General features: G+C 65.7%; 18 protein-coding genes. 16 read left to right on the forward strand and 2 right to left on the reverse strand.

The window, feature by feature from the left end; genetic code table 11:
• Nucleotides 1–120: 120 nt before the first annotated feature.
• A complete protein-coding gene (locus tag E8E95_RS23425) occupies nucleotides 121–2,028 on the reverse strand; it encodes an ATP-binding protein (RefSeq protein WP_280354256.1) in 1,908 nt (635 codons plus the stop codon).
• A gap of 324 nt (nucleotides 2,029–2,352) precedes the next feature.
• On the opposite strand from E8E95_RS23425, the gene E8E95_RS23430 reads away from it, so the two are divergent.
• From E8E95_RS23430 to E8E95_RS23470, 9 genes are all read left to right on the forward strand, one after another.
• A complete protein-coding gene (locus E8E95_RS23430; RefSeq protein WP_280354257.1) occupies nucleotides 2,353–3,375 on the forward strand; it encodes an NAD(P)H-dependent glycerol-3-phosphate dehydrogenase in 1,023 nt (340 codons plus the stop codon).
• A 38-nt stretch (nucleotides 3,376–3,413) separates the two neighbouring features.
• Nucleotides 3,414–3,761 carry a DUF4389 domain-containing protein gene (locus tag E8E95_RS23435; RefSeq protein ID WP_077526343.1) on the forward strand — a complete coding sequence of 116 codons (348 nt, stop codon included), beginning with the start codon at nucleotides 3,414–3,416 and terminating at the stop codon, nucleotides 3,759–3,761.
• Nucleotides 3,758–4,222, forward strand: a complete 465-nt coding sequence (gene sixA / locus E8E95_RS23440; protein ID WP_280354260.1) for a phosphohistidine phosphatase SixA — start codon at nucleotides 3,758–3,760, stop codon at nucleotides 4,220–4,222. The genes E8E95_RS23435 and sixA overlap by 4 nt, the downstream gene beginning before the upstream one ends.
• A 104-nt stretch (nucleotides 4,223–4,326) precedes the next feature.
• Nucleotides 4,327–5,994, forward strand: a complete 1,668-nt coding sequence (locus E8E95_RS23445) for an AMP-binding protein (protein ID WP_280354262.1) — start codon at nucleotides 4,327–4,329, stop codon at nucleotides 5,992–5,994.
• Between the two features lie 49 nt (nucleotides 5,995–6,043).
• Nucleotides 6,044–6,490, forward strand: a complete 447-nt coding sequence (locus tag E8E95_RS23450) for a hotdog fold thioesterase (protein WP_179059957.1) — start codon at nucleotides 6,044–6,046, stop codon at nucleotides 6,488–6,490.
• 215 nt (nucleotides 6,491–6,705) lie between these two features.
• Nucleotides 6,706–7,509, forward strand: a complete 804-nt coding sequence (locus tag E8E95_RS23455; RefSeq protein ID WP_179059956.1) for an alpha/beta hydrolase — start codon at nucleotides 6,706–6,708, stop codon at nucleotides 7,507–7,509.
• Nucleotides 7,506–8,369: an alpha/beta hydrolase gene (locus E8E95_RS23460; RefSeq protein WP_179059955.1), complete on the forward strand. Its 864-nt coding sequence runs from the start codon at nucleotides 7,506–7,508 to the stop codon at nucleotides 8,367–8,369. The genes E8E95_RS23455 and E8E95_RS23460 overlap by 4 nt, the downstream gene beginning before the upstream one ends.
• 168 nt (nucleotides 8,370–8,537) lie before the next feature.
• The gene (locus E8E95_RS23465; protein WP_077525466.1) at nucleotides 8,538–9,341 is read left to right on the forward strand and encodes a DUF4892 domain-containing protein; all 804 of its coding nucleotides are present in this window, start codon (nucleotides 8,538–8,540) and stop codon (nucleotides 9,339–9,341) included.
• A 90-nt stretch (nucleotides 9,342–9,431) separates the two neighbouring features.
• Nucleotides 9,432–10,517: an AI-2E family transporter gene (locus tag E8E95_RS23470; protein WP_280354264.1), complete on the forward strand. Its 1,086-nt coding sequence runs from the start codon at nucleotides 9,432–9,434 to the stop codon at nucleotides 10,515–10,517.
• Nucleotides 10,518–10,655: 138 nt separating this feature from the next.
• Here the strand turns inward: E8E95_RS23470 and E8E95_RS23475 are convergent, their stop codons facing one another.
• A complete protein-coding gene (locus E8E95_RS23475) occupies nucleotides 10,656–11,834 on the reverse strand; it encodes a GGDEF domain-containing protein (RefSeq protein ID WP_280354398.1) in 1,179 nt (392 codons plus the stop codon).
• A 336-nt stretch (nucleotides 11,835–12,170) separates the two neighbouring features.
• Here E8E95_RS23475 and kdpF point away from each other — a divergent pair, with 336 nt between their 5' ends.
• From kdpF to glsB, 7 genes are all read left to right on the forward strand, one after another.
• Nucleotides 12,171–12,260, forward strand: a complete 90-nt coding sequence (gene kdpF, locus E8E95_RS23480; protein ID WP_036996920.1) for a K(+)-transporting ATPase subunit F — start codon at nucleotides 12,171–12,173, stop codon at nucleotides 12,258–12,260.
• An 8-nt stretch (nucleotides 12,261–12,268) separates the two neighbouring features.
• The gene (kdpA, locus tag E8E95_RS23485; RefSeq protein ID WP_280354265.1) at nucleotides 12,269–13,969 is read left to right on the forward strand and encodes a potassium-transporting ATPase subunit KdpA; all 1,701 of its coding nucleotides are present in this window, start codon (nucleotides 12,269–12,271) and stop codon (nucleotides 13,967–13,969) included.
• 12 nt (nucleotides 13,970–13,981) lie between these two features.
• A complete protein-coding gene (gene kdpB, locus E8E95_RS23490; protein ID WP_280354267.1) occupies nucleotides 13,982–16,036 on the forward strand; it encodes a potassium-transporting ATPase subunit KdpB in 2,055 nt (684 codons plus the stop codon).
• A 75-nt stretch (nucleotides 16,037–16,111) separates the two neighbouring features.
• Complete coding sequence (kdpC, locus tag E8E95_RS23495; RefSeq protein ID WP_280354269.1) at nucleotides 16,112–16,663, forward strand: potassium-transporting ATPase subunit KdpC; 552 nt, start codon at nucleotides 16,112–16,114, stop codon at nucleotides 16,661–16,663.
• On the forward strand, nucleotides 16,660–19,308 hold the full coding sequence (locus E8E95_RS23500; protein WP_280354270.1) for a sensor histidine kinase KdpD: 2,649 nt from the start codon (nucleotides 16,660–16,662) through the stop codon (nucleotides 19,306–19,308). The genes kdpC and E8E95_RS23500 overlap by 4 nt, the downstream gene beginning before the upstream one ends.
• A gap of 72 nt (nucleotides 19,309–19,380) precedes the next feature.
• A complete protein-coding gene (locus E8E95_RS23505; RefSeq protein ID WP_280354272.1) occupies nucleotides 19,381–20,073 on the forward strand; it encodes a response regulator in 693 nt (230 codons plus the stop codon).
• Nucleotides 20,074–20,153: 80 nt separating this feature from the next.
• On the forward strand, nucleotides 20,154–21,062 hold the full coding sequence (gene glsB, locus E8E95_RS23510; RefSeq protein ID WP_280354274.1) for a glutaminase B: 909 nt from the start codon (nucleotides 20,154–20,156) through the stop codon (nucleotides 21,060–21,062).
• Nucleotides 21,063–21,159 lie beyond the last annotated feature (97 nt).

A 21,159-nucleotide genomic window follows, 5' to 3' on the forward strand; every position in this document is an offset into this window, starting at 1 on the left:
TGCACCTGAGTGACAAAGGCTCGCCTCAGGGGGCGTGCCAGGGACATCCCGCTCGCAAATCGTCGAGCACTTTAACATCCCGGAACACTCGACGAATGTCTGGAAACGGCACCATTCGTTTCAGTCCGACGGCCTGCTCAGCCAGCGCTGCATCACGCGCAGCAGATCGGCGCGCTTGAAGGGCTTGGCCAGGTAGTCGTTCATGCCGGCTGCCAGGCAGGCTTCACGGTCGCCCTGCAGGGCGTTGGCGGTGAGGGCGATAATCGGCAGCGTTGCGCCGCCATTCATCTGGCGAATCTGGCGTGTAGCTTCGTAGCCGTCGAGCACCGGCAGGCGGCAGTCCATGAGAATCGCCGAATAGTGATGACGCGAAGCCTGGTGCACCGCCTGGGCGCCATCGCCAACCAGGCTGACCTGATAGCCGAGGCTGCGCAGCATGGCCTCGATCACCGTCTGGTTCACCGGGTTGTCCTCCACCAGCAGAACGTGCTGGCCAGTGCCTTCGCCGCGTTCCTGTGTCTGGTTTACCAGTGCTTCCGCGCCCTGGGGCCGGAAGGGCAGGGGAATTTCCAGGGTGAAGGTCGACCCCGAGCCTTCATGGCTCTCGGCCCGCAGGGTTCCGCCCATGCGCTCGGCGAGGGTGCGGGCGATGGGCAGGCCGAGGCCGGTGCCGCCATAGCGGCGGGAGATCGAGTGATCAGCTTGCTGGAAGGCATCGAACATGTGTTCCAGGCGATCCGGCGGGATGCCGATACCGCTGTCATGGACCGCGCAGGTGAGCCAGAGCACTTCGCTGTCCAGCGCCTGCCAGCGGGTTTCCACCTTGATGCCGCCTTCTTCGGTGAACTTGAGGGCATTACCCACCAGGTTGACGAGAATCTGCCGCAGTCGCGTCGGGTCGCCATGGGCTTCAACCCGTTCCAGGCCAGCCTGGGTGTCGATCGTCAGGGACAGCCCGCGTTGCTGTGCGCTGTGCTGGAACACCTGCACCGATCCCAGGATCAGATCCAGCAAGTTGAACGGGATGCGCTCCAGTTCCAGGGCGCCGCGCTCGATGCGGGAGAAATCGAGGATGTCGTTGATGACCTTCAGCAGGTGCTCCGTGGACTCCGTGGCCAACGCCGCGTACTCGGTCTGTTCCTCGGTCATCTCGGTGGTTTCCAGCAATTGCAGCATGCCCAGCACGCCGTTCATGGGCGTGCGCAGCTCGTGGCTCATCATCGCCAGGAAGTCGGATTTGGCACGGTTCGCCATTTCCGCTTCTTCATGCGCCTTGATCAGCTGACCCATCGCCTGTTGCTGTTCCTGGCTGGCCTTTTCGAGGCCGCTGGCCAGGTTATTGATATGCCGGCTCAGATCGCCCAACTCGCTGTCATCCACGACAGGCAGGCTGGCGGCGTAGTTGCCTTCCTGAATGGCCTTTACCGCTTCACCCATGGCGCTGATGGGTTGCGACAGGCGCGTGGCCAGGCGGCGGGCGAGGAGGAAGGTAAGCAGGAGGGCGATCAGGGCCAGCACCGTCGCCTTGAGGAGGATTTCCTGCTGACGGCTGCTGAAGGCGTCGTTGGACATGCCGACGACGACACGGCCCAGGTAGTTGTTGTCGTTGCTGCGGCCGTCGGCGCTGGCCAGCGTGCGCCGGGCCTGAAGGTGCATCTGTTGCTGGAGGATGGGCGCGTGGAACACCTCTACCTGCGTGCCGGTCTTCTCCAGGCTGTCCTGCTGTTCCAGGTACACGAGTATGTTGTCGGCCCGGTCGCGCACTTCGAGGAAGCGCACATGGGGCGTGCTCAGGCTGGCCTGGAGCAGGCCTTCCAGCACTTCGAGGTTGCCGGTGACCACGCCGTACTCCGCCGCCGGGGCGAGTTGGCTGGCGATCAGCTGGCCGGTGTGGTTCAGCTCCTGGCGCAGGTCCTGCAGGCGGGCGAAGGTGAAGAAACCGGTGAGCAGCAGGGTCAGCAGCAGTGCCGGACCGAGGCTGATCAACTGGGTGCGGGTATGGATGTCCCAGCGACGCCGCAAGGTCATAGGCGCGACGCTCGTTCGGCGGCAGGAGAATTCGGGTGTCTGGGGGAGCGTCGGCACATCTTCCTATTGCCTCGGTGCGGGGTCGTCCGTGAAGCGGAACTATGCTGGAACTTTAGTCCCGATATGCCCCAATGCTGGGGGAAATTTCGATATCCGAAGATAGCCAGGGAACGAATGGGGCACCCTTGACGCCAAAAATCTGCGGCATCTTAACCGAGGACAGTCGCTTTGCCAGCGCGATGGCTCTGGATAGAGGCTGGCTGGGCGGCGGCGCCTCCGTATAATGCGCAAACTCGCCATTCCAATGGCCTACATGGACCCGTTATGACTGAACAGCAACCCGTCGCGGTGCTAGGCGGCGGCAGCTTCGGCACCGCCATCGCCAATCTGCTGGCCGAGAATGGCCAGCGCGTGCGCCACTGGATGCGCGACCCGGAGCAGGCTGAGGCGATCCGCACCCTGCGCGAAAACCCGCGCTATCTCAAGGGCGTGAAGATCCTCCCCGGCGTCGAGCCGGATACCGACCTGCCCGCTGTCCTCGCCGACTGCGAACTGGTCTTCGTTGCGCTTCCCTCCAGCGCCTTGCGCAAGGTGCTGGAACCGGTGGCGGGGCAGCTCGCGGGCAAACTTCTGGTGAGCACCACCAAGGGCATCGAAGCGCAGAGCTTCAAGCTGATGAGCCAGATTCTCGAGGAAGTAGCCCCGGACGCGCGCATCGGTGTGATTTCCGGCCCGAACCTGGCCAAGGAAATCGCCGACCATGCCCTGACCGCCACCGTGGTAGCCAGTGAAGACGCCGAACTCTGCAAGCGCGTGCAATCCGCGCTGCATGGTCGCACCTTCCGCGTCTACGCCAGCCAGGATCGTTTCGGCGTCGAACTGGGCGGCGCCCTGAAGAACGTCTACGCCATCATTGCCGGGATGGCCGCCGCCCTGGACATGGGCGAGAACACCAAGAGCATGCTGATCACCCGCGCGCTGGCGGAGATGACCCGCTTCGCCGTCAAGCTCGGCGCCAATCCCATGACCTTCCTCGGCCTTGCCGGCGTCGGCGACCTGATCGTCACCTGCTCCTCGCCCAAGAGCCGCAACTACCAGGTGGGCTATGCCCTGGGCGAAGGCCTGTCCCTGGAAGACGCCGTCGCGCGCCTGGGTGAAGTCGCCGAGGGCGTCAACACGATCAAGGTGCTCAAGACCCGTGCCGAAGAGCTGCAGGTCTACATGCCGCTGGTCGCTGGCCTGCATGCCATTCTTTTCGAGGGGCGTACGCTGGCTCAGGTGATCGAGTTGCTGATGCGCGGCGAGCCCAAGACGGACGTAGATTTCATCCCGACCACCGGCTTCTAGCCTGGACCCATCACCCTTTCGGACAAGGAGATTCCCCCATGAGTGAAGACCGCGAAGACCTGCAGCGCGAGCACATCCTGCTGCGCGTCCTGTGGATGCTGATCTTCGTTATCGTCTGGCAACTGGCCGAGATCGTGCTGGGCGCCGTGGTCCTGCTGCAACTCGGCTACCGTGCCTTCTACGGTGCGCCCAATGCGGGGTTGCTGTCCTTCGGCGACAGCCTGAGCCAGTATCTGGCGCAGATCGGCCGCTTCGGCACCTTCAATACCGAAGAAAAGCCCTGGCCCTTCGGCGACTGGCCCGAAGCCCGTGCTTCCGAGGGCGAGGCGCCGCACGCGGTGCCGCCTGCAGCCCATCCGGTGCGTGACGAAGAGCCCAAGCTATGAGGCTCTGGCTCCTGCGTCACGGCGAGGCCGAGCCCCGTGCCCGGACCGATGCGGAGCGCGAACTCACCCGCCACGGCCGAAAGGACGTGCTGCACAGCGCCGCCCAGCTTGCCGGGCGGCCGCTGGGCGCGATCCTCGCCAGTCCCTATGTGCGCGCCCAGCAGACCGCAGAGCTGGTTCGTGACGCGCTGGGCTTCCGCGGTGCCGTTGGCACCGCGCCCTGGAGCACACCCGAGAGCGACCCGCGGGAGGCGTTGAATTTCCTTGCCGAGCGCAGCGAACAGGACCTCCTGCTGGTCACCCACAACCCCTTCGTCAGCGACCTGGCGGGCTTCCTGATCCACGGCCATCGCCAGGAACCCGTGCCCATGGGAACGGCCAGCCTGGTCGAGCTGGAAGGTGACCTCCTCATCCCCGGGCTGATGTCCCTGCGCAGCATCCATCACGTTCGCCGTCACTGACGATTCGCAACATTTCTTAACTTGCGCCTCCTCCGGGTGCGTGGAATATTCGCCCAAGCAAGTGCTTGGTTGTCCCCCACAAAAAGAACAAAGGAGGAGGCCCTGTGGCTGATGCAGTCCGTTTGCCGCTTGAAGTGTTTTTTGAACGCGAAGCTCGTCACCCGAACAAACGCTATCTGGTCCAGCCGCTGGGTGGCGGCAAGATAGAAGAGCTGACCTGGGCCGAAGTGGGCGAGCAAGCCCGTCGGGCCGCCAGTTGGCTTCGTGGACGCGACCTGCCCCAGGGCAGCCGAATCGCGATCATCTCCAAGAATTGCGCCCACTGGATCGTCGCCGACTACGCCATCTGGATGGCTGGCCACGTCTCCGTCCCCCTCTATCCCAACCTCACCGCCGAATCGGTCCACCAGGTGCTGGAGCATTCCGAATCGGCACTGGCCTTCATCGGCAAGCTCGACGATTGGCCGGCCATGGCTGGGGGTGTGCCCGAGGGTGTCCCGACCATCGCCCTGCCGATCCATCCTGAAGGCACCTTCGATTTCAGCTGGGCCGACCTGCAGGCCGTCAACCCGATCCAGGACAGCCCCAAGGGTGCGCCGGACCAGCTCGCCACCATCATCTACACCTCCGGTACCACCGGTACGCCCAAGGGGGTGATGCACAACTTCAGCAACTTCGCCTTCGCCGCCAACCACGGAATGAACATGTTCCAGACCGGCGAGGAAGACCGCTTGCTGTCCTACCTGCCGCTCTGTCATGTAGCGGAGCGCATGTTCGTCGAGATGGGCTCGCTCTACGCCGGGCAGACGGTGTTCTTCGCCGAAAGCCTGGAAACCTTCCTCGAGGACCTGCGTCGGGCGCGGCCCACCGCCATTTTCGGCGTGCCGCGAATCTGGACCAAGTTCCAGATGGGTGTCTATTCGAAGATGCCGGCGCAGAAACTCGATCGCTTGCTCAGGCTGCCTGTCATCGGCCGCATGGTCGGACGCAAGGTGCTCGCCGGCCTCGGCCTGGATGCCGTGCGCAATGCCCTGTGCGGCGCCGCACCGGTGCCCGGGGCGCTGCTGAACTGGTACCAGCGCCTCGGCCTGGAAGTGCTGGAGGTCTACGGCATGACCGAGAACTGCGGCTACTCCCACCTGTGCCGCAAGGGCGAGGTGATGCCCGGCTGGATCGGCCGCAACAGCCCCGGCGTGGAAGTCCGCATCAGTGAAGAGGGCGAAGTGCAGGTACGCAGTGGCGCCACCATGCAGGGCTATTACAAGGACCCCGCGAAAACCGCCGAAACCATCACTGCGGACGGCTACCTGCGCACCGGTGACAAGGGCCAACAGGATGCCAACGGCAACCTGCGCCTGACCGGCCGCATCAAGGAAATCTTCAAGACCAGCAAGGGCAAGTACGTGGCGCCGGCCCCCATCGAGAATCGCCTGGCGGTGCATCCGCGTATTGAGCAGGTCTGCGTGGTCGGCGACGGCCTGCCCCAGCCCATGGCGCTTTGCGTGCTGTCCGAGGTCGGACGGCAGGAGGCGGCCAACAGCGCCCGTTCCGAACTGGAACTCAGCCTCCGCAGCCTGCTGGAGCAGGTCAACGGCGACCTCGACAAGCATGAGCGCCTGCAGGGGTTGGTGCTGGTCAAGGACGTGTGGGCAGTGGACAACGGTTTCCTCACCCCGACGCTGAAGATCAAGCGCAACATCGTTGAAGATGCCTATGGCAAGCGCTTCCCCGAATGGCTGGAACGCCAGGAAGCGGTGGTCTGGCACGAATGATCAAACCTGGCCGGGATTCCCCTCCCGGCCTTCCACAAGGAGCGACCCAATGGGCCTGTGGCGACAAATCCCCGATCTTGCACACCTCAACGAATCCCTGACGAACACCATCGGCGAAGGCCTGGACATCCGTTTCGAGTCTTTCGACGACGAATCCCTGACCGCCAGCATGGTGGTCGATCAGCGCACCCACCAGCCGTACGGCCTGCTGCATGGCGGCGCGTCAGTGGTGCTGGCGGAAACCCTGGGCTCCACTGCCAGCTTCTTGTGCATCGACAGCAGCCGCTTCTACTGCGTCGGCCTGGAGGTCAACGCCAACCACCTGCGTGGGCTGCGCAGCGGCCGCGTCACCGCAGTCGCCCGGCCGGTTCACCTCGGCCGCACCACCCATGTCTGGGATATTCGGCTTGCCGGCGAAGATGGCAAGCCCAGCTGCATTTCCCGCCTCACCATGGCCATCGTGCCCCTCGGCGCCGAGCCACCCGAGCGAGTGTAGGAGCGAGCTCTGCTCGCGAACTTCCCGCGTACAGGGCCCAGTCTCCGCAAAAGGTGGATCACGCTTCATCGATCCACCTTCGGACTCGGGGCAGGTGATGGCCACGCTGTCGACCCGGTCTTTGGCAATAGCGCCATCATCACTGGCGGTTACAGTCATTGCCGTGCGCGCGGGGCTGCCGGAAAATCCCGGCATTCTCCGACGAGCCGGATGCCATGCAGACCATCTTCTTCGCCCATGCCAACGGCTTTCCTTCGGCCACCTACGGCAAGCTCTTCGCCGCCCTGGCCCCGAATTTCCGGGTCGAACACCTGGAGCAACACGGCCATGACCCGCGCTTCCCGGTGAACGACAACTGGGAAAACCTGGTGGACGAACTCATCCACCACCTGGAAGCGCGTGGCGAGCCAATCTGGGGCCTGGGTCATTCCCTGGGCGGTGTGCTGCACTTTCACGCGGCCCTGCGCCGGCCGGAACTCTATCGTGGGGTGGTGATGCTCGACTCGCCCGTGCTGACCTTGGCCGACCGTATCGTCATCCGCGCGGCCAAGCGCTTCGGCTTCATCGACCGCATTACGCCGGCGGGCCGCACCCTCGGTCGCCGCGAGGAGTTCGGTGACTTCAGCGAGGCCCGCGACTACTTCGCCGGCAAGACCCTGTTCCGCCGCTTCGATCCGGATTGCCTGGATGCCTACGTCCAGCACGGCCTGGCGCGGCAGGGCGAGTCGCTGCGGCTGAAGTTCGACGCCGCCACCGAGATCAGCATCTACCGCAGCGTGCCCCACCGCACTCCCGGTCGCCCGCAACAGCTCCAGGTGCCCGTGGCGTTGGTCCGTGGGCGGCACAGCAAGGTGGTGATGCCGCACCATGCACGACTGGTGAAGCGTGTGCCGCAGGGCGAATACCTGTCGCTGCCCGGCGGGCACATGTTCCCGCTGGAGCGCCCACAGGAGACCGCTGAACTCCTCAAATCCGTATTCGGCCGCTGGGACGGTCGTCGTCAGGAGGCCAGTGCATGACTGCCCAGGTCGAAGAAATCCGCCTCAACCTGCCCCATATCGAACTGTCCGCGCACCTCTACGGCCCGGAGGATGGCCAGCCGGTGATCGCGCTGCATGGCTGGCTGGACAATGCCAACACCTACGCCCGGCTGGCGCCGCGGCTGCAGGGGCTGCGCATCGTCGCGCTGGATTTCGCCGGTCACGGACTGTCGGCCCATCGCGCGCCAGGGGCGAGCTATCTGTTGTGGGATTACGCCGCCGATGTGTTGCTGGTGGCCGAGCAGTTGGGGTGGGAGCGCTTCTCGCTGCTCGGGCACTCCATGGGCGCCATCGTCTCGGTGATGTTGGCCGGGGCCATGCCTGAGCGGGTCGAGCGCCTGGCCCTGATCGATGGCCTGATGCCGTACACGGGCGAAGCCGAACAGGCTCCGGTCAAGCTGGGTGAGGCGCTGCGAGCGCAACTGGCGCTGGTGGGCAAACGCAAGCCGGTCTACGCCGCCATCGATCGTGCCGTCGAAGCGCGCATGCGCGGCACGGGCGGGGTCAGTCGCGAGGCTGCCGAACTGCTTGCTGAGCGGGGTTTGATGCCGGTACCCGGTGGCTATACCTGGCGCACCGACAACCGCCTCACCCTGCCGTCTCCACTGCGCCTGACCCGAGCCCACGCACTGGCTTTCGCCCAGGCGGTGAAGTGTCCGGCCATGCTGGTGCTCGCCGAGGAAGGCCTGCTGCATGTGGAACCGAAGTTCGCCAGCCTTCTGGATCAGTTGCCCTTTGCGGTGCATCGCCTCCCCGGCAAGCATCACCTGCACCTGGATGACGAGGCCGGCGCCCAGGCCGTAGCAGACTGTTTCAATCCCTTCTTCGCCATTCCTTGACTTGCACGGGCCAAGCGGGAAGGCTGGCCGCTTTTGAGCAGGGAGCAGTGGGATGGTCAACCGGCCTGGAACCACAGCAAGGCGCGGCAGGATCCGTGGCGAGCAGCAGGAAAAGGTCGGAAAGCTGGTCCAGACTGCTCACTCCGGGACATATCGATAAGGATGCGCATGCGCCTCACCCTACTTGCCGGCCTTCTGCTGGCAGCATCCGCGCAGGCAGCCGACTTGCCTGACAGCCATGACCTGGCGGCATTGCCGCGTTTCCCCCATGCCGAGATCACCGATTTCCGCGAGAACCCGGACCAGGAACGGGTCTATCCGCAAAGCTCCATCCGCCGCATCAGCAACCAGTTGCGCATGGAGCGCAAGGTCGATGCGCAGGGTCGCCAGACTTCCGTGACCTACCGCCTGCCCACCGATCACAGTTCCTTCGACGCTTTCGACCGCGCCCGCCGCGACTTACTGGAAGACGGCGCAGAACTGCTTTACTGGTGCCAGGGGCGTGATTGCGGTTCCAGCAGCCTCTGGGCCAACGCCGTATTCGGCATCTCAAAGTTATACGGCCCGGACGAGCAGCAGGCTTACCTCCTGCTGCGCCTGGCCGCACCGCGCCAGGACAGCCTGCTCGCCCTCTACAGCATTACCCGGGGTAACCGCCGAGCCTATCTGCATGCCGAGCAACTGGACGCCAACGCCCCCTTGGGCGAGTTGCTGCCAACCCCCGATACCCTGATGCGTGAGCTGAAAAGCAGCGGCGAGCTGCACCTGACACGCCTGCCGGAGCAACCCTCGGATGCCTGGGCGACCCTGCTTTCGCGGTGCCTGAACCTGGATAGCACGCTGCGGATCAGCCTGGCCGGCGCGGGGGCCGAGGCCTGGCGCGAGGCGCTGGTGGGGCAGGGTGTGCGCGCTGCGCGCCTGGAACTGGGCGAGGGCAAGGAGCCCGGGCTGCATCTGAATCTTCTGCGCTGAGTATCAGTCTCTATGCTTGTTCCTGCTGGCTGCTAGAAGCGTAACGGCAGGCACGGCCTTTTCTTTTTGTTTCGCCGGAGTGATTCAGGGATGTTGAACAACGATCGCCTATTGGTGCAGATCCTCCTGCTTGCCCTGCTCGGTGCCAGCCTCTGGGTGCTTGCGCCCTTCGTCTCCGCGCTGTTCTGGGCCGCCGTGCTGGCCTTTGCCAGCTGGCCGCTGATGCGCTTGCTGAGCAACTTGCTGAATGGACGCGAATCCGCCGCTGCGGCACTGCTCACCGCCGGCTGGATGATATTGGTGGCGCTGCCGCTGGTGTGGCTGTTGGGCAACCTGGCCGAGCATGTGCGCGACGCTACCGAACTGGTGAAAAACGTTCAGATGGAAGGCTTGCCGCCGCCTCCGGAATGGCTGCATCAGGTGCCGCTGATAGGGGAGCGCCTGGTGCGCGCCTGGCACTCCATCGACGCCCAGGGCGCCGCATTCTTCGCCAGCCTCAGGCCCTACATGGGACAGGCCGGCAACTGGATTCTCGCACGCAGTGCGCAGATCGGCGGCGGCATGGTCGAACTGGTGCTGAGCCTGGTGCTGGTGTTCTTCTTCTACCGCGATGGCCCACGCATGGCGCTGTTCGTCGAGCGTGGCCTGGAACGGCTCATCGGTGATCGTGCGGAACACTATCTGGCGCTGGTGGCCGGTACCGTGCAACGCGTGGTCAACGGCGTGATCGGCACTGCCGCCGCCCAGGCGGTGCTGGCTCTGATCGGCTTCTGGATCGCCGGTGTACCCGGCGCCCTGGTACTCGCGATCGTCACCTTCGCCCTCAGCCTGATCCCCATGGGGCCGCCGCTGGTGTGGGTGCCGGCCACCGCCTGGCTGGCCTGGCATGGTGACTATGGTTACGCGGTGTTCCTCGGCATCTGGGGCATGTTCATCATCAGCGGCGTGGACAACGTGCTGAAGCCCTATCTCATCAGCCGAGGCGGCAACCTGCCGCTGGTGGTGGTGCTGCTGGGCGTATTCGGCGGCATCCTCGCATTCGGATTCATGGGCCTGTTCCTCGGCCCAACACTGCTGGCGGTCGCCTACAGCCTGATCTCCGACTGGATCGGCGATGCACAAGCGCAGCCGGTGGTTTCCACCGAGGCCCTGGAAAAGGAAAACCGGCCATCCTGAGGCATGGGGCGTCGGGGCAACCTTGTATTGCCAGAATCGCCCATCCCTGTAGGAGCTAGCTTGCTAGCGAAAAGGGACCATTCGCTGGCAAGCCAGCTCCTACACGGGTGTTCGAGCGAGCCGCCTCATATGCATGAATCAGCTTGTCTGCAACGCTTCACCGTCTGCCGAGGAGCGATCCACCAGTCGGATGCTGTCGCGTCCGCCGCGCTTGGATTCGTAGAGTGCGGCGTCCCCTTGCTCGATCAGCGCCGCCAGGCTGGCCGGGGGCTGATCGAAGAGGCTGGCGCCGATGCTCAGGGTGACCGCCTCTGGCGTGTCGAAGGTGCGAGATGCCATCGCATGGAACTGCGCCCGCAGTTGGGTGCCCAGTTCCAGGATGCGTTTACGTGAGGCGTGGCTCAGCAGGACGACGAACTCGTCACCGCCCAGCCGGGCCGCCAGCGCGCGCTCGGGCAGCAGCGAGCGGATCATTTCGCTGAGCGCCACCAGCAAGCGGTCGCCTGCACCATGGCCATGCAGGTCGTTCACCAGTTTGAAGTTGTCGATATCGATCAGCATCAAGGCCCCCGGCCGGGTGCCGCAGACCTCTTCCAGCAGGCGCGGTGCGCGGGCTTCGAGGGCACGGCGGTTGTAGAGAGCGGTCAGGGGGTCACGTGCGGCCAGCCGGGCTATGCGCTTTTCCCGGCGATGGCGTTCGGTGCCGGTCATCGACAGGGCGATGAGCATGATCGCCATTGCGCCCTCGACCAGCGAAATCTGGATGATCTCGCCACGGAAGGCCGCGAGGTCCACCAGCGTGCCGGGAACGACGGCTGTCAGGGATTTCGCCAGGTAGAAAAGGCCGTGGACCAGCAGCACATAGCGCAGCTGCACCGCTCCTACGCTGAGTGACTTGCCGTGGGGACGCAGCAGGGCGCTGGCCCTGAGCGCCAGCAGGGCGACCAGCAGCGAGTTGGCCAGGAACATGATCTTCGACCACAAGGGTCCATCCGGCAGCAGCAACAGGGCCGCCCAGGCGACGAAGATCAGGTACCAGGCCCGCGACAGCCGTGTCCCGGTGAAGCGCGCGACCCCCAGCAAGAACAGCCAGTGGGCGATCACCAGCAGGCCGTTGGCGAACCAGATACCGATGAACAGCAGGCCGTTGCCACGCAGCAGGGCGAGTGTCGAGCCGACGGTGATGGTGGCGAAGCCTGCGCTCCAGAACAGCAGCGAGGGTTCACGAATGCTGCGCCATTCGACTGCCAGGTAAAGGGCAGCCGCCGCCGCAAGGGCGATGGAAAGGGTCAACATCGTGGGCGGATCGAGCGGCATATCCGAATGGGTTGCATGGCGGCTGAAGGCCATGATTGTAAGCGCTCGAGGCGACATTTCGCAGCGCCCGTCAGGTGATCATGGGGTCACTACTGTGCAAGTTGGCGCGCAAGCTGATCCCGTAGGGTGGGCTTCAGCCCACCACCACAGGTCCGCGTGGGCTAAAGCCCACCCTACAAGGCTGCTAGGCGATTCGGGGTACGCAGCCATTCCGCGCGCGGTGTTCAACTTTACGCATTCTTGATGCCCCTCGGCCCTCCCGTGTCTCGTCCCTTTACGCCCCCCGTTCCGACAATGGCTCCACGGCGGCAAAGACCGCATCTAGGAGCACAAGCAATGAGCATTCTCGACGGAGTGTCCCTGGTCCTGGCCATGGGACTTTTCATCTATCTGCTGGTGGCGCTGCTGCGCGCCGAGCGCGGCTAGGAGGCCACATGCAACTTCAGGACATCGGCCTCATCCTGGCCTTCTTCGTGCTGGTGCTGGCACCGGCCCCCTTCCTCGGGCGCTTCTACTACCAGGTGATGGAAGGGCAACGCACCTTCCTGACCCCGGTCCTCGCGCCCGTGGAGCGTTTCTGCTACCGCATCGCCGGCGTCAACGCCGAGCGTGAACAGGACTGGAAGGGCTACTGCGTGGCCCTGCTGGCGTTCAACCTGGCAGGTTTCGTCCTGCTGTTCGCCATCCTCCTGCTGCAAGGCGCGCTGCCGCTGAATCCGCAGAAGCTGCCCGGACTGGAATGGAGCCTGGCGTTCAACACGGCGGTGAGCTTCGTCACCAACACCAACTGGCAGGCCTACAGCGGCGAAGCGGCACTGAGCTACTTCAGCCAGATGGTCGGCCTTGGCGTGCAGAACTTCGTCAGCGCCGCCGTCGGCCTCTGCGTGCTGGTGGCCTTCGCTCGTGGCATCAGCCGCCGCAGCACCGACCGCCTGGGCAACTTCTGGGTCGACCTGACTCGCGGCACCCTCTATGGCCTGCTGCCGCTGTGCCTGGTGCTGGCGCTGTTCCTGGTCTGGCAGGGCGTTCCGCAGACCTTCCTCGACTACGCCCACGCCGTGACCCTGCAGGGCGCCGACCAGAGCATCCCCCTCGGCCCGGCAGCCAGCCAGATCGCCATCAAGCAACTGGGTACCAACGGCGGCGGCTTCTTCGGCGTCAACTCCGCCCACCCGTTCGAGAACCCCACCGCCTGGAGCAACCTGCTGGAGATGGCTTCCATCATCCTGATCCCGGCAGCCCTGGTGTTCACCTTCGGCCACTACGTCAAGGACCTGCGCCAGAGCCGCGCGCTGCTGGCCTGCATGCTGGTGCTGTTTGTTATCGGCCTGGGCGTGACCCTCTACAGCGAGTACCAGCCGAACCCGGCCCTGGCCGCGCTACCCATCGAGCAGACCGGTTCCCTCGAAGGCAAGGAAAGCCGCTTCGGCATCGCTGCCTCGGCGCTCTGGGCGGTGACCACCACGGCCGCGTCCAACGGCTCGGTGAACGCCATGCACGACAGCTTCAGTGCACTGGGTGGGATGGTCCCGATGTTCAACATGATGCTTGGCGAGATCATCTTCGGCGGTGTCGGCGCCGGCCTCTACGGCATGCTGCTGTTCGTGCTGATCGCGGTGTTCCTCGCCGGTCTGATGATCGGCCGCACCCCGGAATACCTCGGCAAGAAGCTGGAAGCCCGCGAAGTGCGCCTGCTGGTGGCGACGCTGCTGGTGATGCCGGTGGGTGTGCTGGTGTTCTGCGGCCTGGCCATCAGCCTCGCCGGGCCGGCGGCGTCCATCACCAACCCAGGCGCCCATGGTTTCAGCCAGGCCCTCTACGCCTACACCTCGGGCACCGCCAACAACGGTTCGGCCTTCGCTGGTTTCGGTGCCAACACGCCGTTCCACAACGTGCTGATCGGTCTGGCGATGATTCTCGGTCGCTTCGGCTACATCCTCCCGGTGCTGGCCATCGCCGGCAGCCTGGCGATGAAGAAGCGCGCACCCGTCGGCGCCAACAGCTTCCCCACCCACGGTCCGCTGTTCGTCACCCTGCTGACGCTGACCATCCTGCTGGTGGGCGGCCTGACCTTCCTGCCTGCACTGGCCCTCGGGCCGATTGCCGAACATATCGCGTTGATTCAGGGCCTCTAAGGGAGATTGATGATGAATGCCCCCATGCAGGCGCTCAAAAGCGGCGCCAAGCAGCAACCCAAGACCTCCTTCGCCGCGCTGTGGAAGCCGGCGTTGCGTCAGGCCTTCGTCAAGCTCGATCCGCGCCAGCTGGTGCGTTCGCCGGTGATACTGGTGGTCGAGCTGACCGCCGTGCTGACCACCGTCCTCTGCTTCATCCCCAACCCGGCGGTGAGCACCGGCCTGGCGGTGCAGATCGCCCTCTGGCTGTGGTTCACCGTGCTCTTCGCCAACTTCGCCGAAGCCCTGGCGGAAGGCCGTGGCAAGGCTCGCGCCGACAGCCTGCGTGCAGGCAGCCAGGGCCTCAACGCCCGCCGTCGCAAGAACAACGGCCAGTTCGAGACCGTGCCGGCGGCCAATCTGCGTCGCGATGACGTGGTGCGGGTCGAGGCGGGTGAGCTGATTCCGGGTGACGGTGAGGTGATCGAAGGGATCGCCGCCGTCAACGAAGCGGCCATCACCGGTGAATCGGCGCCAGTGATCCGTGAATCCGGTGGCGACCGTTCCGCCGTCACCGGCAACACCCGCATCGTGTCCGACTGGCTGCTGGTGAAAATCACCGCCAACCCGGGCGAGTCCACCCTGGACCGGATGATCGCCCTGGTGGAAGGTGCCAAGCGCCAGAAGACCCCTAACGAAGTGGCGCTGGACATCCTGCTGATCGGCCTGACCCTGATCTTCCTGCTGGTGGTGGCCACCCTGCAGCCGTTCGCCCGCTTCGCCGGTGGCGACCTGCCGCTGATCTATCTGGTGGCGCTGCTGGTGACCCTGATCCCCACCACCATCGGCGGCCTGCTGTCCGCCATCGGTATCGCGGGGATGGACCGTCTGGTGCGACTGAACGTGATCGCCAAGTCTGGCCGCGCCGTGGAAGCAGCCGGTGACGTGCATGTGCTGCTGCTGGACAAAACCGGCACCATCACCTTCGGCAACCGCCGCTGCAGCGCGATGATCAAGGCCCCTGGCGTGGCCGGCAAGGAGCTTTCCGACGCCGCGCTGCTGGCTTCCCTGGCCGACGAAACGCCGGAAGGAAAATCCATCGTCGAATACCTGCGTGCGCTGCACTCGATGCAGGAGCCGGACCGCGACGAGATAACTGCGATTCCCTTCACCGCCGAAACCCGTCTCTCCGGCGCCGACTGGGCCGGGCGCAGCTACCGCAAGGGCGCGGTGGACGCGGTGCTGGCCTGGGTCGGCATCACGCGTCACGAAGTCCCGGCACCGCTGGCCCGCGAGATCGAGAAGATCGCCCAGAGCGGTGGTACGCCGCTGCTGGTGGCTTCCGATGGCAAGCTGCTGGGCGCCATCCACCTGAAGGACGTGGTCAAGCCCGGCATCCGCGATCGCTTCGCCGAACTGCGGCAGATGGGTATCCGCACCGTGATGGTGACCGGCGACAACCCGCTGACCGCTGCTGCCATCGCCGCCGAGGCCAGCGTGGATGACGTGATCGCCGAAGCCACGCCGGAGAAGAAGTTGGCGCGGATTCGCCAGGAGCAGGGTGAGGGCAAGATGGTCGCCATGTGCGGTGACGGCGCCAACGATGCCCCGGCGCTGGCCCAGGCCGACGTCGGCCTGGCCATGAACGATGGCACCCAGGCCGCCCGCGAGGCCGCCAACCTGGTGGACCTGGATTCCGACCCGACCAAGCTGCTGGATGTGGTGCAGGTAGGCAAGGAACTGCTGGTCACCCGTGGCGCCCTGACCACCTTCTCGGTGGCCAACGACGTGGCCAAGTACTTCGCCATCCTCCCGGCATTGTTCGCCGGCATCTACCCGCAGCTCGGTGTGCTCAACGTGATGCAGCTGGCCAGCCCGCAGAGCGCGATCCTTTCGGCCATCGTGTTCAACGCGCTGATCATCATCGGCCTCATCCCGCTGGCCCTGCGTGGGGTCCGGGTGCAGGCCAGCGATGCCGCCAGCCTGTTGCGCCGCAACCTGCTGATCTACGGCCTGGGCGGCATCGTCGCGCCCTTCGTCGGCATCAAGGTGATCGACGTCCTGCTCAACGCAGTGGGACTGGTGTGAGTGAAGCCCTCTCCCGCCTGCGGGGGAGGGTGCGATCGCTCCACGCGAACTTAGATTTCCCGAGAGGAACTGAATATGCTTAGCCATCTCCGCCCAGCCCTGAGCCTTCTGGCCCTGATGACCCTGATCACTGGCGTCGCCTACCCCCTGGCCGTCACCGGCATTGCCCAACTGGCCTTCCCCGAGCAGGCCAACGGCAGCCTGGTGCGCGATGCCAAGGGTGAGGTGCGCGGCAGCAGCCTGCTGGCGCAGAACTTCGACGGTCCGCAGTGGTTCCAGCCGCGCCCCTCGGCCGCCGGCTTCGCCACGGTGGCCAGCGGTGCCAGCAACCTGGCACCGAGCAATCCGGCCTTGGCCGAACGGATCAACAAGGAGGCGCATCGCCTCGCCACCGAAGGTCACGGCAAGGTGCCCATGGCGCTGGTGACCACTTCGGGTAGCGGCCTGGACCCGCACCTTCCGCCGAATGCCGCGCGCTTCCAGATTCCGCGCATCGCAGCCGAACGTGGCCGGCCGGCCGAAACCCTGGAGCGCCTGGTGGAGCAGAACACCGAGCAGCCCCTGGTGGGCCCCGAGGTGGTCAACGTGCTCGCCCTGAACACCGCGTTGAATGAGATGACCCGATGAGTGATGCGCAGCGCGCCGACGCGCTTCTGGCCGACATGCCCCGTGGTGGGCGTGGCCGCCTGAAGGTTTTCCTCGGCGCCGCCCCCGGCGTGGGCAAGACCTACGCCATGCTCCAGGCCGCCCAGGCGCAACTGCGCCAGGGCGTCGACCTGCGCGCGGGCGTGGTGGAAACCCACGGCCGCGCGGAAACCGAGGCCATGCTCGCCGGGCTGCCGCAACAACCGCTGCGGCACTTCGACTACCGCGGCATGGCGCTCAGCGAGATGGACCTCGACGGCATCCTCGCCCATCCCCCGCGCCTGGTGCTGGTGGACGAACTGGCCCATACCAATGCCCCCGGCAGCCGTCACGCCAAGCGCTGGCAGGACGTGCAGGAGCTGCTCGACGCTGGCATAGACGTCTACACCACGGTCAACGTCCAGCATCTGGAAGCCCTCAACGACCAGGTGCATGACATCACCGGCGTGCAGGTCCGCGAGACCTTGCCGGACTGGGTCCTGCAGGAGGCTGACGAAATCCTTCTGGTCGACCTGCCGCCGCGCGAACTGCTGGAGCGTCTGCGCGAAGGCAAGGTCTACGTGCCCGAGCAGGCCCGCGCCGCCATCGACGCTTTCTTCTCCCAGACCAACCTCACCGCGCTGCGCGAACTGGCCATGCAGACCGCCGCCGCGCGGGTGGATGCCGATCTCAACCGGCGCTACCGCCAGCGCGGCCTGGAAGCGCCCGCCGTGCGCGGCCGGTTGCTGGTGGGCATCGATGGCGACCACCAGGCCGAGCGCCTGGTGCGTCACGCCAGTCGCGTCGCCGAGCGGCGGCACCTGCCTTGGTCGGTGGTGTATGTGGATACCGGCGGCGCCCGTTCCGAAGAGGTGCGCGCGCGCCTTCAGGGCGCCCAGCAACTGGCCGAACGCCTGGGTGGCGAAGTGGTGACGCTGCGCGCCGAGTCCGTTGCCAAGGCGCTGGTGCAGCATGCCGACGAGCGCCGCGCCAGCCTGTTGCTGGTCGGGCGCAGCCGTCGACGCCTGCGCCGCCGCCTGCTCGGCCGCGGCCTCGCGGAGCGCCTGCTGAATCTTGCCGAGGGGCTGGAAGTCAGCGTGCTGGACACCGAGGCCGACCGCCGTCCGCCCAGTCCACGTGCCAGCCATCCTTCGCGCATGCTGGATTACGGTCTGGCGGTACTCGCCGCCCTGGCCGCCAGCGGATTGGCCTGGGTGGTGTCCCATAGCCTGGAGCTACCGAACATCTCCCTGGTGTTCCTGGCTGCGGTATTGCTGGTGGCGGTGCGCAGCAGCCTGGGGCCGGCGCTGCTCTGCGCCGGGTTGTCGTTCCTGGCCTACGACTTCCTGTTCATTCCGCCGACGTTTTCGCTGACCATCGCCCGCCAGGAAGACGTGCTGACGCTGCTCTTCTTCCTGTTGATGGCCGGCCTCGCCGGCAACCTGGCCTCGCGCCAGCGCCGCCAGTTCGACGCCCTGCGCGACACTCAGTCGGAAACCACCGCGCTGCTCGACCTTTCGCGCAAGCTCACCGCCGCCACCGACCGCCAGGCGGTACTGAATGTCGCCCTGCAGCAGTTCGGTGACTGGTCGGATGTGGAGGTCTGCCTGCTGTCTCGGGGGCGGGACGGTGTATGGAAGGTGGAGGCGGGCGTGCAGCGGCTGCTGGCCGACCAGGAGCGTGCTGCAGCCGAATGGTCCTGGCAGCACCACCAACCGGCAGGCCTCGGCACCGACACCCTGCCAGGCGGGCGCTGGTGGTGGCTGCCGCTGTCGGGAGAGGAAGGGCCGCTGGTACTGCTGGGCATCAGCCCGCGCGACGAAGCCCCGCTGCCGGCCGGCCGGCGTCGGCTGATCGCCGCTCTCGGCCAGCCGCTGGCCCAGGCATTGGCCCGCGCGCAGCTGGCTGAAGAGTTGGAGGCCGCGCGCCTGCACGGCGAAACCGAACAGTTGCGCAGTGCCTTGCTGGCGTCGGTTTCCCATGACCTGCGCACGCCGCTCACCGCCATGCGTGGTTCCATCGACAGCCTGCTGGCCCTGGGTGAAGCCATTCCCATGGCCGATCGCCGGGAGTTGCTGGAGGGCACCCGCGACGAAGCCGAGCGCCTCGATCGCTACATCCAGAACCTGCTGGACATGACCCGCCTCGGTCACGGCGGCCTCAAGCTGGCGCGCGATTGGGTGGCGCCGGTGGACATCGTCGCCAGCGCCCTGCAGCGCCTGCGTCCGGTGCTGGCACCCTTGCAGGTGGAAACCCGGGTGCCGGAGCAACTACCACTGCTCTATGTACACGCCGCTCTGATCGAGCAGGCGCTGGTCAACGTGCTGGAGAACGCTGCGCGCTTCTCGCCCAGCCAGGGGCACCTGCGAGTCGCGGTCGAGGCCGACGACGCCGAGCTGCGCTTCTCCGTCAGTGACCAGGGACCGGGCATCCCGCCGGACGAGCGCGACAGGATCTTCGATATGTTCTATACCGCTGCCCGAGGTGATCGGGGCGGGCAGGGCACCGGCCTGGGACTGGCGATCTGCCAAGGCATGGTCGGCGCCCACGGCGGCCGTGTGACCGTGGGCGATGGCCTGGACGGCCGCGGCGCGACCCTGACCCTCCACCTGCCGCTGCATCCGCAGCCGCAGTTGGAGGAAGAGTGAGAACGGCGCGGAGTGTGTCGTACCCACAACAGAAAAGCAGTCCGCATTGGCAATGGAAACGATGAATCTCGAATGAGTACCAACCAGCCGACCATCCTGGTCATCGATGACGAAGCACAGATCCGCAAGTTCCTGCGCATCAGCCTGACGGCCCAGGGCTACCGGGTGCTGGAGGGCGCCAATGGCCGTGAAGGGCTGGAGCAGGCGGCACTGGCCAAGCCCGACATGGTCGTGCTCGACCTCGGCCTGCCGGACATGGACGGCCAGGACGTGTTGCGTGAACTGCGCGAATGGTCCCAGGTACCGGTACTGGTGCTTTCGGTGCGCGCCAGCGAGGGCGAAAAGGTGCTGGCCCTGGACCGTGGCGCCAACGACTACGTGACCAAACCCTTCGGTATCCAGGAGTTCCTCGCCCGCGTGCGCGTGCTGTTGCGCCAGGCTGGGCCGGGCGAACAGCCGGAGGCCAGCGTTGCCAGCGGTCCGTTGCGGCTCGACTTCGCCTATCGCCGGGTGACCCTCGAAGGCGAGGAAGTGGGGTTGACCCGCAAGGAGTACGCAGTGCTCGCGCAACTGGCACGTCACCTCGGCCGGGTGGTCACCCAGCAGCAATTGCTCAAGGACATCTGGGGCCCGACCCATGTCGAGGACACCCATTACCTGCGGGTGGTGGTGGGGCATCTGCGGCAGAAGCTCGGTGATGACCCGGCCAATCCACGATTCATCGTCACCGAGGCCGGCGTCGGCTATCGCTTGCGCGAGGCCTGATATCTCGTGTGCCGTCCTGGCCACGGCACGCGTCCAGAGCTGCATGAGCGCGCTCACGCTCCCACAATGGAAGGACCGGCATGCAGCAGCTGTTGAACGAAATCCTCGACGAAGTACGCCCCCTGATCGGCCAGGGCAAGGTCGCCAGTTACATCCCCGCGCTTTCGTGTGTCAGCGCGGACCAGCTCGGCATTGCCGTCTACAGCAACGACGGCGAGCTGTTCTACGCAGGCGACGGCCTGACGCCTTTTTCCATCCAGAGCATCTCCAAGGTCTTCAGTCTGGTGCAGGCGATCCAGCATTCCGGCGAGGGCATCTGGGCGCGACTGGGGCACGAGCCTTCCGGGCAGCCGTTCAATTCCCTGGTGCAACTGGAGTTCGAGCGTGGCGTTCCGCGCAACCCCTTCATCAACGCCGGCGCCCTGGTGATCTGCGATATCAACGAATCGCGGTTCGCCGCGCCGTCGCTCTCGATGCGCGATTTCGTCCGTCGTCTGTCCGGCAACCCACGCGTGGTGTCGGACGAAGTGGTGGCGCGTTCCGAGTACCAGCACCGCGCACGCAATGCCGCCATGGCTTACCTGATGCAATCCTTCGGCAACTTCCACAACGACGTGGAAGCCGTGCTGCACAGCTACTTTCACCATTGCGCCATCCGCATGAGCTGCGCCGACCTGGCGCTGGCCTTCAGTTTCCTCGCCAATAACGGCGTCAGCCCGCACAGCGGCGAGGAAGTGCTCACCCCGCGCCAGACCAAGCAGTTGAACGCCATCATGGCCACCAGCGGCCTCTACGACGAAGCCGGCAACTTCGCCTACCGCGTCGGCCTGCCGGGCAAGAGCGGGGTAGGGGGTGGGATAGTCGCGGTGGTGCCGGGGCGCTTCACCGTCTGCGTCTGGTCGCCGGAGCTGAACGAAGCCGGCAATTCCCTGGTGGGCATGGCGGCGCTGGAGAAACTGTCCGAGCGAATTGGTTGGTCGATTTTTTAGCGCACCGATGGAGTGGGGTGCACAGGTACCTGTAGGGGCGAATTCATTCGCTAACCGGACCGAAAGTCCGGCGTTCTGAACCCCTTGGGGGAGCTGC

The sequence above is a fragment of the Pseudomonas sp. BN414 genome, from assembly GCF_029871275.1.
Classification (GTDB): domain Bacteria; phylum Pseudomonadota; class Gammaproteobacteria; order Pseudomonadales; family Pseudomonadaceae; genus Metapseudomonas; species Metapseudomonas resinovorans_C.